General features: G+C 42.4%; 12 protein-coding genes. 6 read left to right on the plus strand and 6 right to left on the minus strand.

Annotated elements, in window-relative coordinates; genetic code table 11:
* Positions 1 to 8: 8 nt before the first annotated feature.
* From guaA to HMPREF0519_RS08775, 4 genes are all read left to right on the plus strand, one after another.
* Positions 9 to 1,562 carry a glutamine-hydrolyzing GMP synthase gene (gene guaA, locus HMPREF0519_RS08760; RefSeq protein ID WP_035462592.1) on the plus strand — a complete coding sequence of 518 codons (1,554 nt, stop codon included), beginning with the start codon at positions 9 to 11 and terminating at the stop codon, positions 1,560 to 1,562.
* A gap of 339 nt (positions 1,563 to 1,901) precedes the next feature.
* The gene (locus HMPREF0519_RS08765; protein ID WP_003635548.1) at positions 1,902 to 4,436 is read left to right on the plus strand and encodes a M1 family metallopeptidase; all 2,535 of its coding nucleotides are present in this window, start codon (positions 1,902 to 1,904) and stop codon (positions 4,434 to 4,436) included.
* Positions 4,437 to 4,760: 324 nt separating this feature from the next.
* Complete coding sequence (locus tag HMPREF0519_RS08770) at positions 4,761 to 5,333, plus strand: CvpA family protein (protein WP_225428980.1); 573 nt, start codon at positions 4,761 to 4,763, stop codon at positions 5,331 to 5,333.
* A complete protein-coding gene (locus HMPREF0519_RS08775) occupies positions 5,320 to 6,003 on the plus strand; it encodes a matrixin family metalloprotease (protein ID WP_003635551.1) in 684 nt (227 codons plus the stop codon). Before HMPREF0519_RS08770 ends, HMPREF0519_RS08775 begins: the two co-directional genes overlap by 14 nt.
* A gap of 83 nt (positions 6,004 to 6,086) precedes the next feature.
* On the opposite strand, the gene HMPREF0519_RS08780 is transcribed toward HMPREF0519_RS08775, so the two are convergent.
* The 3 genes from HMPREF0519_RS08780 to HMPREF0519_RS08790 form a co-directional block, all read right to left on the minus strand.
* On the minus strand, positions 6,087 to 7,454 hold the full coding sequence (locus HMPREF0519_RS08780) for an MATE family efflux transporter (RefSeq protein ID WP_233419329.1): 1,368 nt from the start codon (positions 7,452 to 7,454) through the stop codon (positions 6,087 to 6,089).
* Positions 7,455 to 7,542: 88 nt separating this feature from the next.
* On the minus strand, positions 7,543 to 8,247 hold the full coding sequence (locus HMPREF0519_RS08785) for a beta/alpha barrel domain-containing protein (protein ID WP_003559358.1): 705 nt from the start codon (positions 8,245 to 8,247) through the stop codon (positions 7,543 to 7,545).
* Positions 8,248 to 8,324: 77 nt separating this feature from the next.
* Positions 8,325 to 9,578 carry an MFS transporter gene (locus HMPREF0519_RS08790; RefSeq protein WP_003635559.1) on the minus strand — a complete coding sequence of 418 codons (1,254 nt, stop codon included), beginning with the start codon at positions 9,576 to 9,578 and terminating at the stop codon, positions 8,325 to 8,327.
* A gap of 160 nt (positions 9,579 to 9,738) precedes the next feature.
* On the opposite strand from HMPREF0519_RS08790, the gene HMPREF0519_RS08795 reads away from it, so the two are divergent.
* Together HMPREF0519_RS08795 and hisC are read left to right on the plus strand one after the other, a co-directional pair.
* Positions 9,739 to 10,323 carry a peptidylprolyl isomerase gene (locus HMPREF0519_RS08795; RefSeq protein ID WP_003559362.1) on the plus strand — a complete coding sequence of 195 codons (585 nt, stop codon included), beginning with the start codon at positions 9,739 to 9,741 and terminating at the stop codon, positions 10,321 to 10,323.
* 140 nt (positions 10,324 to 10,463) lie between these two features.
* Entirely contained in the window at positions 10,464 to 11,576 is a 1,113-nt protein-coding gene (hisC, locus tag HMPREF0519_RS08800) for a histidinol-phosphate transaminase (protein WP_003635563.1), read from the plus strand.
* 89 nt (positions 11,577 to 11,665) lie between these two features.
* Here hisC and HMPREF0519_RS08805 read toward each other — a convergent pair whose 3' ends face one another.
* The 3 genes from HMPREF0519_RS08805 to HMPREF0519_RS08815 all read right to left on the minus strand — a co-directional run bounded on the left by HMPREF0519_RS08805 (position 11,666) and on the right by HMPREF0519_RS08815 (position 14,824).
* A complete protein-coding gene (locus tag HMPREF0519_RS08805) occupies positions 11,666 to 12,424 on the minus strand; it encodes an exodeoxyribonuclease III (protein ID WP_003635564.1) in 759 nt (252 codons plus the stop codon).
* Positions 12,425 to 12,629: 205 nt separating this feature from the next.
* Positions 12,630 to 13,349 (minus strand): DUF4811 domain-containing protein, encoded by a 720-nt coding sequence (locus HMPREF0519_RS08810; RefSeq protein ID WP_003635566.1) that lies wholly within the window; start codon positions 13,347 to 13,349, stop codon positions 12,630 to 12,632.
* A complete protein-coding gene (locus HMPREF0519_RS08815) occupies positions 13,349 to 14,824 on the minus strand; it encodes an MDR family MFS transporter (protein ID WP_003559371.1) in 1,476 nt (491 codons plus the stop codon). The genes HMPREF0519_RS08810 and HMPREF0519_RS08815 overlap by 1 nt, the downstream gene beginning before the upstream one ends.
* Positions 14,825 to 14,923: the final 99 nt, after the last annotated feature.

Consider the following 14,923-nt stretch of genomic DNA (forward strand, 5'->3'; position numbering starts at 1 on the left):
TGTATGATTTGGCAAACGTGGACTTATCAAGCTTCGATAAGATTTTAGTGCTGGATTTCGGTAGTCAATACAACCAATTGATTACTCGTAGAATTCGTGATTTAGGCGTATATTCCGAACTTAAGTCACATAAATTGTCCGCAAATGAGATCAAGCAAATGAACCCCAAGGGAATTATTTTCTCTGGTGGTCCAAATAGTGTTTATGAAGAGGGCGCTTTACGGGTTGACCCTGATGTATTCAAGTTGGGAATTCCAATTTTGGGAATTTGCTATGGAATGCAGCTGATGGCCTTTACCCTCGACGGAAAGGTTGAAAAAGCCGATAATTCAGAATATGGTCATGCTGATATTGAAGTGACTTCAAACGACGCAGTATTGTTTGAAAACACACCTCGTAAGCAAACCGTATGGATGAGTCACGGTGATTTGGTAACCGATGTTCCTTCTGGATTTGAAAATGTTGCAACCAGTGAAGATTGCCCAATTTCAGCAATGCAGGATGTTAACCGAAACTTTTACGGAATCCAATTCCACGCCGAGGTACGCAATACCCAGTTTGGTAACGAAATTCTGAAGAACTTTGCCTTTAACGTTTGCCATGCGAAGGCCAACTGGACAATGAACGACTTTATTGACCTTCAGATTCAGCATATTCGTGAAACTGTTGGCGATAAGAAGGTTCTTCTTGGCCTTTCAGGTGGCGTTGATTCTTCCGTTGTGGGTGTCCTTTTGCACAAAGCAATTGGCTCTCAATTAACGAGTATCTTCGTTGACCACGGCCTGTTACGAAAGAACGAAGCTCAACAAGTAATGGATAGCCTTGTTGGTAAATTTGGTCTTAACATTATTAAAGTTGATGCTCAGGAACGTTTCTTATCTAAATTGGAAGGGGTCACGGATCCCGAAAAGAAACGGAAAATTATCGGAAATGAGTTTATCCAAGTCTTTAATGATGAGGCCCGTAAGCTGGATGGTATCGACTTCCTGGCTCAGGGAACGTTATATACAGACGTTGTTGAAAGTGGAACTGACACTGCGCAAACAATTAAATCCCACCATAACGTTGGTGGTTTGCCAAAGGACATGAAGTTTAAGCTGATTGAACCTTTGAACAAATTATTTAAAGATGAGGCCCGAGAAATCGGTGAAAAGCTGGGAATGCCGGAGTCATTGGTTTGGCGTCAGCCGTTCCCAGGACCAGGCCTTGGCATTCGTGTGCTGGGTGAAGTGACACCTGATAAATTGCGGATTGTCCGTGATAGCGACTTCATTTTACGGGATGAAATTGCTAAAGCTGGTCTGCAACGTAAGGTATGGCAATACTTTACCGTTTTACCCGGCTTCAAGAGTGTTGGTGTCATGGGTGATGGTCGAACATACGACTACACCGTTGCCATCCGGGCTGTGAATTCAGTTGACGGTATGACCGCTGACTTTGCCCGTTTGCCATGGGAAATCTTACAAAAAATTTCGACTAGAATTGTAAACGAAGTCGATGGGGTTAATCGTATCGTGTATGATGTTACGAGCAAGCCGCCTTCGACAATTGAGTGGGAATAGGGAATAAGGAACACACTTTTTGGTGATGCTCTATGGGTTCATATAAGTGTTAGGGCTTAATTATTAGCGCTTCGGTTCACTTAGAAATCCCACTCAAAATTAAATAACTTAGTAAAAATGTGGTACCGTTTGTGGTACCATTTTTTGTTTTTAGAAAAATGGGGGAGATTTTGGGGAAAGAAATTCAGTTGAGAATTCCCCGAGATCTTTTTTGCAATAGAAGCTTATATCATCCAGTGAAAGCATTTCACCGCTATTTGGATAAATGATTCCACAAGCAGACAACGTCTTCCCCAAAGTCGTATAATAGATGTAATCTAACAAACCAGGGAGGACAACATGACTGAATTAAAACGCTTTTATGAGACATTCCAACCAACACATTACAACATTTACCTGGATATTAATCGGGAAAACAAAAAGATTACCGGTAAGACAACTATCTCGGGGAATGCTAAAGAATCAACAATTTCAATTCACCAAAAAGATTTAGCGGTTGATACCGTTCAGGCAGATAACCAGGATGTATCATTTACGATTGATAGGGACAATGATGCCATTCGCATTGACTTGCCCCAAGCCGGAGAGACAACACTGACAGTGACTTATACAGCACCTCTCACTGATAGCATGATGGGGATTTATCCATCCTATTACGAAGTTGATGGTGTAAAGAAACAAATTATTGGTACGCAATTTGAAACCAACTTCGCCCGTCAGGCATTTCCGTGTGTTGATGAGCCGGAAGCCAAAGCAACCTTTGATTTGGCTATTAAGTTCGATGAACATGCCGGAGAAACCATTTTAAGCAACATGCCGGAGAAAAAAGTTGAAAATGGGGTTCATTATTTTGACACCACCGTTCGGATGTCAACTTATCTCATCGCCTTTGCTTTCGGTGAGTTACAAAGCAAGATGACGACGACCAAAAGTGGTGTTAAAGTTGGCGTTTTCGCAACCAAGGCCCACAAGGCCAATGAACTTGACTTTGCACTTGATATTGCCAAACGATCAATTGAATTTTATGAAGATTTCTATCAAACACCGTATCCGCTTCCACATTCCTGGCAATTGGCATTGCCCGACTTTTCAGCCGGTGCGATGGAAAACTGGGGGCTTGTCACCTACCGTGAAGCCTATTTGCTTCTCGATCCGGATAATACCGCACTTGATATGAAACAACTCGTTGCGACGGTTATTGCCCATGAATTAGCTCATCAATGGTTTGGTGATCTTGTCACGATGAAGTGGTGGGATGACTTATGGTTGAATGAAAGTTTTGCCAACATGATGGAATACGTTGCCATTGATGCCATTGAACCGGATTGGCACATTTGGGAGACTTTCCAGACTTCCGATGTTCCGGCTGCATTACAACGTGACGCCACGGATGGCGTTCAATCCGTACACGTTCCGGTTAATAATCCGGCAGAAATTGACGCATTATTTGACGCCGCAATTGTTTATGCCAAAGGAGCCAGAATGCTGGTTATGGTGCGTGCCCTGCTTGGTGACGATGCTTTGCGTGCCGGCTTAAAGAAATACTTTGAGGCTCACCATTACGGTAACGCTACCGGCGCTGATTTGTGGGCTGCGTTGGGCGAAGCATCAAACCTCGATGTTGGCGCAATCATGAACTCCTGGTTGGATCAACCGGGTTATCCGGTTGTTTCGGCATCAGTGATTGACGGGAACTTAACGCTGTCACAACAACAATTTTTCATAGGGGAAGGCAAAGAAGCCGGTCGTCAGTGGCAGATTCCGCTTAACGGTAATTACGATGCTGCTCCTGAAATTATGGATCAACAGCAGGTCAACCTTGGTAACTACAATGACCTGCGTAAGGCTAACGGCAAACCGTTCCGTTTGAACGTCGGCAACAACTCACACTTTATTGTAAAGTACGACAAGACATTGTTAGACGACATTTTGGCTGATGCCACTTCCTTGGATGCCATTTCCCAATTACAACTTTTACAGGATCTCCGTTATCTGGCTGAAGGTCATCAACTATCATACGCTGCTCTTGTGCCATTATTATCAAAATTTGCGGACAGTCACGCCACCATTGTGAATGCTGGTTTGTATCGAATTGCCAATGATTTGAAAAAATTTGTCTTGGCAGAATCCAAAGAGAAGAAGCAGTTGCAGGCACTCTTTGATCAATTAAGCAGTACGCAGGTTGCACGTTTGGGATGGACAGGCAAAGCCGGTGAATCAAATGATGATCAATTAACACGACCAATTGTCTTAAATGCCGCTTTGTATGCCGAAAACGAAAAGGCGATTGCTTCGGCTCATGAGTTGTTTAGTGCCAACAGCGACAAACTTGAAACATTATCAGCCGCTATTCGGGTCTTTGTTTTGAGAAACGAAGTAAAAAACTTTGGTAGTGAGGCGCTCTTTAAAAAGTTATTAACGGCTTATCGGCAAACTTCCGATGCCAGTTATAAATCGGATATCTGCTCTGCTTTAACCAGCACGACTGATCCGGCATTGATTATGAAATTAGTCGAATCCTTTGAGGACGCAAACACGATTAAGCCTCAAGATTTGCGGGCCTGGTTCCGTGGCGTTTTGGCAAATGAAGACGGTCAACAAGCTGCTTGGGACTGGATTCGAAACGATTGGCAATGGCTGGAAGATACCGTTGGCGGTGATATGGAATTTTCAACCTACATTACTGTGATCGCAAGTATCTTTAAGACGCCAACACGTTTAGCAGAGTTCAAAGCGTTCTTTGAACCTAAGATTCAAACGCCAGGATTGACTCGAGAAATCCAAATGGATATCAAAGTGATTGAAACCCGCGTTAAATTAATTAAGGATGAAAGACAAGCTGTGAATGATGCGGTGAGTGAGGCTGTTAAATAAATTTTCCTTGAAAGCTACCTCAATTAAATCCATCATCATTAAATTTAAAAATCCCTTCACAGTGAAGTGAGGGGATTTTTTGCGTGCTTATGACATTTTTAATTAATCGTGCATGGTGCTTTTAACCGGTTAAGCAGGGTAGTTTAATTTAATCATTTCTCAACAATTTCTTCGCCTTTTCTTAACCTTACTTACATTCTCTTAACCTTGACTAACCTGGATTACCGAAATTAAGGTTTATGTGGTAAAATCTAGAAATGGTTTTAGTAATCAATATCATAAGGTGTTGATTGTCTTGTGTTAAGCATGAAAAGGGAGTTCAAATTGATTCTAGATCTGATAATTATCGTTTTATTGATTGGCGGCCTGATCAGTGGTTATCGGGCCGGGTTCATCAATCAGTCAGTTCGGATTGTATCGTTGATTCTATCGTTTATGGTGTCGATTTACTATTTTCAGCCAACCGCTAATATCACGATTAATATTGCTAAAAAAATTGGCTTTGCGCCCGGTATCCAATGGCTTTATGTGTCGGACATTGTTGCTTTCGTCCTTCTGTTTGCACTGACACATGCTGTTTATATCATGTTGGGCAGCCACTTGAACGGGATTGCGAAAGTTCCCGGCTTCCATTTGGGAAATTCATTGCTGGGTTCTGCTATCGGTGGCATGACACAGTATTTAATCATCTTCTTTGTTTTAAATATCCTGATTGTCTTTCCGATTTCATGGATTCAAAACCAGTATCAAGAATCACAAATTTCTCAAACAATCGTTAAGAAAACACCGATTTTATCCAAGCGTGAATCCAGGACCCAAACGACTAAGCAGGGTGCATTATCCTCGTCAATTGTGTTTTTAAACAAGCAGGGAGGACCTTCAAATGAAGTGGATTAATCGATTAGTGGCAGTCGTGGTCGTCCTCCTGACACTGAATATTTTTATTCAACCGGATTCCGTGAAGTCCATTGGTAAACGGATCAATAACGCAGTTGATTTACCGGCAATGTTAAAGACTGAAATTGATAAAACGGCGACCCACGTAAAAAATGCTGGGACGACACAAACTAATTCAGGTGGAACGCCGATTGAAAGTATTGTTCAGGGGCGTAAGTTATCCAACAAGTATTATTACCACTTTGCTTCAGGCGTTCCTGAGCAGGCAAAGAAGGTCTTCTTGCAGGCAGTTGACAAGTACAATGAGACCGGTATCGTGAAATTAATGCCGCTAAGCGGTCAGACAAAATCTCAATCAAATGAGATCACGTTTTACGTTTATCATAAACGGGTTGAAACCGGATCCGGTGCTGTTGAACTTGGCCTTGGTGGTCCGAAAATCTATCCTTGGGTTGGCAGTCACAACTATGACTTGAATCGTGGAAAAGCCGGTTTGAACGCTGAGTATCCGCAGTCCAGTATGCAGCTTTCAGTGACAATGCATGAAATCGGTCATGTTTTGGGACTTGATCACAGCATGAAGCGCAGTTCGATTATGTTCCCGGTTGATCAGGGCAGAACCAGTTTTTCTAAAGAAGATTTAGCAACGCTTAGAAAAATTTATCAATAATTAAAACGATCATAAAAAAGGCTAAGGAATGGTTGCTGGCGACAGCTTGTTTCTTAGCCCATTTTGTGTTTTCAGTGAACGTGTTACCGCTTTTTAAATCGGCGATCAACTATATATAGTCGACGATTCTTTTTTAAGTAAAGTAGCCCTGCAAGAATTGTTGTGAGTATTTCCGTAATTGGGAAGGTGTACCAAAAGTAGGCCAATCCCCAGAATTGAAGCAGCCAGGCAATGGGAACCAGCAAAAACAATTCTCTGGTCAGGCTCACCCAGATACTTTTTTGAAGTTGATTTGTTGCCTGAAAATAAATAACCAGCATCATCGAGATGCCTGCAGGGATAAAACTGCTGCCGATCACTCGAAAAGCGTGAACGCCAATTTGACGCAATTCAAGATCTGATGAATAGATGCCAAGTAATTGTCGGGGAAAGCAGATGAAAGCGAGTGCACCAATTATCGTGACGGAACAAGCAATCAGTAAAGCCAGTCGAACCGTTTCTTTGATTCTAATCAATTGCTTGGTACCAAAGCTAAAACTGATGATGGATAAGATAGCCTGCTGGAGGCCTTCAAGCGGAATAAAGAAAAAAGCTTGAAGCTTGTAATAAATTCCCAGAACATTGATGGCTAACCCGGTAAACTGTTTCAAAATCAAATTCAAGCCGACAATATAGACCGTATAAAGGGATTGAAGCAGGATTGAAGCACTACCCTGATGGTAAATAGCGACGCACACTTTGCGGCTGATTTGTCCGTTCAAAACATAATAATGATGAAGGTGACTTGTCACAATCAATAGTGCTGCCAGTTGGCCGGTAATTGTTGCCAGCGCCGATCCAGCAATGCCAAGCTTTGGGAATCCCAAGCGGCCGAAAATCAGTAACGGATTCAGTAGGATGTTAATGAGATTGCCACAAATTTGAGCGATCATCGGCCACCTCATTTGGCCCTTTGCCTGCAACATTTTGGTGACGACTGCCTCGATAAAGAGACTGACAGATCCAATTAAAATAATAAACGCGTAAGTTCTACCTAGGCTTTGAACCGTGGTGCTGGAACTGGATAATTGATAATAAGGCTTGATTAATAACAAGCCAATGCAAGCAAAAGCAAAATAGTTTAAAAGCCCAAGAAACAAACCACTTTTAACAACGGTTTCCTGCCGGTGGACCGCCTGACTGCCATCCAAGTGGGCGATTAGAATATTAATGCCGGTACCGGTTCCTGTGGCAATGGCGATCATGAGCAGTTGCACCGGATAGATGATTGAAAGTGCGGTGAGGGCTTTAAGCGCATATTTTGTGACAAAGTAACTGTCCACGACGTTATAGATTGATTGGGCAAACAGGGAAATCATGACGGGCGGTGCCATTTTTAACATTAAATTTGGAATGGGCGTTCCTCTTAAATTAGTGATGATCGTCACCTGCCTCAATAATCTTCTTATCATCGATCATAGCACTGGCGGAAAAGGCTGAGATACAAAAGGCACTCGAAACAACAATTTCGAGTGCCTTTTGTAGATAAGAGAATGCCGGCTATTGATGATCCTGACGATAGATTTCCATTTTCTTTTGAAACGTTGATTCGGTAACGCCGTATGCCGTGAAAGTAATGGCGTTTGCGCCGGCATCAATCGTTTCTTGAATCTGCTCGCTTGTTTTGCCGCCTGATGCAATGATCGGAAAATGCGGATTAATATCGGCAACTTCCCGACGAAGCCAACGCACCAGTTTTGCGGTATTCTTACCGCCGGCAACGTTAAAAGCGTCTACACCGGCATCAATTCGTTCCTTAACGTTAATCGAATCATTAACAACCGTATAAATGATTGGAATATCAACAACGTGCTCAACACTAAGAATTGTTTCGGTTTTGGCAGGTGCATTTAAGACAACCGCCTGGGCACCGTTTTCTTCAGCAAAACTGCCAATGGTTGCCGAACGCAGGCCCTTTGTCAGGCCACCGCCAATCCCGGCTAAAATCGGTACGTTTGAAACAGTAGAAATGGCACTTAGAATCTTTGTGTTGGGCGTCCAGGGATAAACAGCCAATACCGCGTCTGCATTACTATTCGCAATAACGGCAACATCCATTGTATAGATAATACTTTTAATTCGCTTACCAAATAATCGGATACCAGATGCATTTTTGATGACATCCGGGCTCTTAACGATGTCTTGTCGGAGTTCCGAAGAAATATCCGGGACAAATTTTTTGTTAACACTAGCGTTTGAATCCATGATCCAATCCCCCCCTTATAAAATTAGCCTTCAACCATTATTATAGGGATATTGGCCGTCTTTTAAAAGAAGCGGGATTATAATTTTTGCTTTTTTACGCGGGCCTGTAACTGCAAATCATAGTTTCTGACTACCGGAATGATCCATGCGGCAACTCCAGCCGCGATAGCGCTGATGCCTGCAATGACAAATAGCATCTCAACCCCGATGGCATCGGCCAAGGGACCGGCGAAGATCAGTCCCAAAGGACCGGTCAAGCTTAAAAGGGAGTTCAAAACACCCAGTACCCGCCCAAGTTGTTGTGGTGGATAGCTTTGTTGAATCATGGCCATTAGCAGGGTATTGAAGTACGGTGTTGCAAGGCCGGCCAGTGCATTTAAAACGACAAACCAGAGAAAGCCATATTGGTTTCCCGGCAAAAGACCGCTAAAACCGGTAGTGATTCCGATAATGAAGAAAGCGGCGATAACGGGTATCATCCGGTTCTTCCAATTTCCGAAAATGCCAATGATTGTACCGCCAACCAACATGCCGGCCGAGTAAATAGCTTCGATTAATCCTGCCTGCCCGACAGTACCCTGGAAGTAGGACATGGTCATTAACGGGTACATGCTTGCACACGGCATATAAAAAAGTGTGAATGCCGCCCCAATAACGGTGATGTACCACAGTCCCTTGTTCTTGACGAGTTGGGAAACTCCAAGTTTGGTGTTATGAAGAACATGCAGCGCATCATCGATTCTTTCATTTGAAGGTATTTTGACAAAGAGTAAAATGCCAATCCCGATAGCGGCTCCCAAAACGTCTAACAAAATCAGGAATTTCATTGGGATAATTGCAAATAGCATTGCCCCCAGCGCAGGTGCGATGATCATGTTTGCGGACTGAACCATCCCTAACTGACCATTAACCCGGGTGATTTCCTTTTCGGGCGCCATGGTTGGAATAACAGCCTGAATGGTTGGCATCTGAAAAGTTTGGGCAATTGACCGCATTAATAATGAAATAAAAATCAGCCAAAGCGGGAACGCATTGAAAAACGTTCCTGAAATTGACAGAATAATGGCGAAAAGAGCAGCAACAATATCAGGCACAATGAGAAGTCCCTTTTTATTCCAACGATCAATCAGTGGTCCAACAAAAGGACTCAGCAGAACCATTGGCAGCATTCCCAGAATAGTTGCAAAACTCAGGACAGTTGCTGAACCGGTTTCCTTGGTTAAATACCAAATGATGGCATATTGAACAATCATACTTGTAATACCGGTTAAAAATTGGCTGGTCAGGAATAAGTAGATATTCGGCCGCCAATGTGTGATAGATGAATCCATAATTTCCCCCGTTTTCTACAATCAAAAATCGTCATCACTATTGTACCTTACTTAACCTGAATAATTCGAGTTAAAAGAACCGTATAGGCTGACTTTCATCGAGGATTGTGATACGCTTTTTGAAGTAGAAAAAAGAAGACGCTTTGTAAGGAGAAAAAACATGACTTTACCTCAATTAGACTTGGCGAATGCCCAGGGCCCCAAAGCAACTATCAAGACGAACCATGGCGACATTAAGATTCAATTGTTTCCGGAGCAGGCTCCAAAGACGGTTGAAAATTTTGTTGCATTAGCTGAAAAGGGTTACTACGATGGTGTGACTTTTCACCGCGTCATTCCTGATTTTATGATTCAGGGTGGCGACCCGACAGGCACTGGTGCCGGTGGGGACAGTAGCTTTGGCGGTTCCTTTGAGGATGAATTTTCACCGGAGTTATTCAATATTAACGGTGCACTTTCAATGGCAAATGCCGGTCCCAATACGAACGGTAGTCAATTTTTTATTGTAACCAACGAGCACGTTGACGATGGGATGATTGGTCAAATGAAGCAGGCCGGCTATCCGGATGAAATTATTGACACGTATAAAAATGGCGGTACGCCATGGCTTGACTTTCGTCATACTGTTTTTGGACAAGTTATTGACGGTATGAATGTTGTCAAAGAAATCAGCGGTGTTAAACGAAATGCTTCTGATAAACCTGAAGACGACGTTGTGATGACGACCGTTGAGATTACAAAATAATCATTTGATTAATGAGGAGCGTGTGACAAAAAGACTTTTGTCCAGCTCCTTTTTGCGTTAAAATCAGCGATTCACTTTGATTTTAGAAGTTGTTTATTTGTTATAAGATAAGAGCAAATAACATTTGGGACGGTGAAATCATGATAAAATTTGATGAAACATTTCGTAAGGAAGTTAATCAAGTGGCACCTTACATTCAGGGCAAAACAGAAGATGAGGTCCGCCGTCGGTATCATTTGGATAAAGTGGTTAAGTTGGGATCCAATGAGAACCCGTACGGGCCATATTATCATGCCCGTCAGGCAATCCGGCGCAGTGTGGAAGATATCAACCGGTATCCGGAAGATGATTTTATCGAGACCAAACGGGTCATTGCCGATCAATTTGACTTAAAACCGGATAATGTTGGTCTTGGCAGCGGTGCCGGAAACATTATTGAAACCATTTCCAAGATGTTTTTAAACGCTGGTGATGAAGTCTTGATTACAAAGCAGTCGTACCGGTTGTATCGAGAGGTTTCCAAGCTGATGGGAGCCAAGGTCATTGAAATTCCGCTAACCGACGACTTCCAGTATAATCTGGCTGCCTTTAAAGCTCAGATAACTGAGAAAACCAAGTTGATCTGGATTTGCAACCCCAATAATCCGACTTCGGCAGTCACGGACCCGACCCTGTTGGAATCCTTTATTGCAGGCTTGCCTGAGCATGTTTGGGTCGTTATTGATGAAGCTTATGCGGAGTTTTCAAATCCCGATCAATTGCCGAATCTACGTCAATTTATTGGGCGTAAACGTGTGATTGTTTTAAGAACGTTTTCTAAATTTTATGGGTTGGCTGGTATCCGGTTAGGGTATCTTTTGGCCGACCAGCAGGCAATTGCTGCTTATGATACGGTTACGGAGCCTTTTAACTCCAGTCGGGCTGCACTTGCCGCCGCCATTGTGTCGTTAAAGTATGATCAGGGACAGGCAAAAAGGGTACTGAAACGGATCCAGGGTGATCGTGAAGGGTTAACAGAATCATTGGAACTCCTCGGACTTGAGGTCGCCAAATCAGAAGCAAACTTTGTTTTTGCAAAGTTGCCGGAAGGCGCCCCGAGTGCATTGAAAATGAGTCAGCAACTGATGGCGCAAGGCGTAATTATTAGGGATGGCACGCCTTGGGGATATCCTCAGCATATCCGAATTACAATCGGCAAGCACGACGAACTGGAATATTTCCTGCAAAAATTAACCAGTATCTTATCTGAATAAATGACAAAAGTTGAAACATCAACATCACCACAACACAAATTGTCTTAATACAAGGCAATAAGTGAGCGGGGTGATGATGTTTCAACTTTTTATAAGGTGTTTGTTAAGAGTTCAACCGGACAATGGTCGGATCCAAAAATATCTGTTAGGATTTTTGAATCTGAAATGTGATCGGCAAGCCGTTTGCTGGTGACAAAATAGTCAATCCGCCAGCCCGCGTTTCTATCACGTGAATGGAATCGATAACTCCACCAAGAATAGATATCTTCTTTGTCCGGATAGAAATGACGGAAAGTATCCATGAATCCCTGATCCAACAACTTGGTGAATGATTGACGCTCTTCATCTGTAAAACCGGCATTATGGTGATTGGATTGAGGGTTCTTAAGATCGATTTCATGATGGGCGACATTTAAGTCTCCACAAAGGATAACAGGTTTGTGACTGTCTAATTGGTTTAAATAGGCATGAAAAGCCTTGTCCCAACCCATTCGAAAGTCCAAACGTTTTAATTTAGCACCGGAATTCGGAACGTAACTGGTAACTAAGTAAAAGTTGGGATATTCCAATGTGATGGCTCGACCCTCATGGTCAAATTCCGGCGCCTGAATGCCATAACTGACGGTTAACGGTTCATCTTTGGCAAAGATTGCTGTTCCTGAATATCCTTTACGTTCAGCGTAGTTAAAATATTGTCGGTATCCGGGTAAATCCAGTTTGAGCTGACCTTCCTGCATCTTGGTCTCCTGAATACAGAAAAAGTCAGCGTCCAACTTTTGGAAAATTTCGGCGAAGTCTTTTTTAACAACTGCACGCAACCCATTGACGTTCCATGAAATAAATTTCATTTACAATGACCATCCTTTGACTATAATTTTATAACTGATTAATTTAATTCTATTATAATAACTTGGCTTGTGGTTCAACTCAGAAAAGAATTAAAGAAGATGTTTGGTATTTGACGAGAAGAGCGTAACGGAAAAGCCCCGATTAACAACTGATAATTGTCAGCTGTTAATCGGGGCTTTCTAAATGGTGTCGAGTAGTGACACTTTATTTTTTGATAGAACGAATCAGCTTCTGCATAGCTTGAGCTTGAAATTCAGCTGTTGCCTGCTTTTGAAGCTTGGCCTGTTGTGCTTTGGACATCTTTGGATTTTCCTTCATCGCTGCCATAATCTGTTTGGTAACGAAAGCTTTTCCTTGTGCCTTTAGCTGTGCCTGATACGTTTTATCTTTTAGCTTTTTTTGAAGTGCTTTGGCTTGATCGGTAGAAAGGACCAGCCAGTCTTTATTAACGTAGATTTTATTGTGACGTTTAATCAACTTGCCATTTTCCGCGGCAATACCGAACCAGAGCTTTGAGGCACCGTCTTTATATCTCCAACGGGTTGTTTGGGTTTCGATTCGTGGATTGCCGCTTCTTTTAATGACTTGATTAGTAGTGTCATTAACGGTAGTATGCGATTTCTTCTTTGCGTTTTCAGATGTTTGATAAATGTAAACCTGATGCTTATTAGCTGTACCGATTGGTTGATAAAGCAGCATCTTCATTTGTTTTGAAGGACTGACAGAATGAAGCGGCTGATACGTGGTCTTTGTTTCTTGTTTCATCCCAAAATGATCTTTATCATTTTTAACGATATAAACCGTTGAGATGATCATTCCGATGACGGAAAGAATGGTTAAAATCCAACTGAGCGGTTTGTTTTGAATGTAAACAAAGCACAAAAACGAAAGAATGGCACAAATAATTAAGGTTACTAAAATCATTACTTGTCACCCCCGTTTTTAGTCGTGTAATCAGCGGATGAAGCACGGTTCTTCAAGAAGAACGATGTTACAAGAGCCATTAAACAGAAGACGACAGCAACGACGAATGCGGCGTGGTAGCCACCCAAAGTTGCATTGAAAAAGTCGTCTTTATATTGAAGCGGATTAGTTGTTAATAAATGATGTGCCGGCTTGTCACTGTTGGTAACATTTGTCAAAATACTGATTAAGATTGCGGTTCCGACAGAACTTGCAACTTGACGCTGTGTGTTATTGACAGCAGTTCCGTGACTTAATAAGTTCATTGGTAATGCGTTCATTCCAACAGTAGTTGAAGGCATCATGGCCATTGAAATTCCAAACATTCGAATGGCGTAGAAGACCACGATATAAATAGTCGGTGTGTCTTTAGTAATAAAGATAAAGGGAATGGATCCCAGTGTCAGTAGTACCATACCAATAATGGATAAATTTCGAGCACCATAGCGGTCAACGGCACGACCGGTAATTGGACTCATAATACCCATCATTAATGCGCCGGCTAGTAATGTTAGTCCGGATTCAAATGCGGACATGCCTTTGACAATTTGCAAATAGAGTGGAATCACCATTTCAACACCAACCATGGCCATCATTGTAATTGAGCTCAGGATGGCTGAAACCAAGAAAGGCGTTGAACGATAAACTCGGAATTCCAAAAATGGTTTGTCCATCGTCAATTGGCGCCAAATAAAGACCGCAATGAAGACAATGCCAATGATTAAGGTTGAAATGACTTTGGTACTGCCCCAACCATCGTCACCAACTGATGAGAAGCCGTAGAGTAGACTACCGAATCCAATGGTTGATGTCACAACTGAAATCAGGTCGATCCCAGTCTTTTTAGTTGGTAAGACGTTCCTAATGAACCAGAAACTGCCGATGATAACGATCAGCAATAATGGCAAAATCATGCCGAATAAATCTCGCCATGTGGCGTTATCAATGACCCACCCTGAAAGTGTTGGACCAATGGCAGGTGCCAAGCCGATAACGATTCCGGCAAGGCCCATGGCTGTTCCACGCTTGTCAGGCGGAAAGATTGATAACATAATTGTTTGAAGCAGCGGCATTGTCACACCAACACCGAGTGCTTGAATTAAACGTCCGATTAACAGAAAACTGAAATTGGGCGCCGTGTAACAAACGACAGTTCCAATAAAGAAGACCACCATTGCAGTAATATACAGTGGCTTTGAATTGAAACGGGTACTTAACCAGGCACTGATTGGGATCATGATCCCGTTAACCAGCAAGAATCCAGTTGTCAACCATTGAACGGTTGAAGTTGAAACATCAAATGCTTTCATGATAGTGGGAAAGGCGGTTGAAAGGATTGTCTGATTTAAGATCGTACAGAAAGTTCCGATCAACAAGAAAACAATCATTAAACCGCGATTGTAGCTTTTCCCGTTGTTATCTACCGATTTAGCCAAGATCTATTACCTTCTTTTCTCTAAAAATTGTTGCCATCTGAAAAACGATACTTGACTAATATAAGATTATTCGTTTGGATTGTCAACCATCTTGACAAA

Origin of the sequence: Lentilactobacillus hilgardii DSM 20176 = ATCC 8290 (genome assembly GCF_000159315.1) — a bacterium.
Lineage (GTDB): Bacteria > Bacillota > Bacilli > Lactobacillales > Lactobacillaceae > Lentilactobacillus > Lentilactobacillus hilgardii.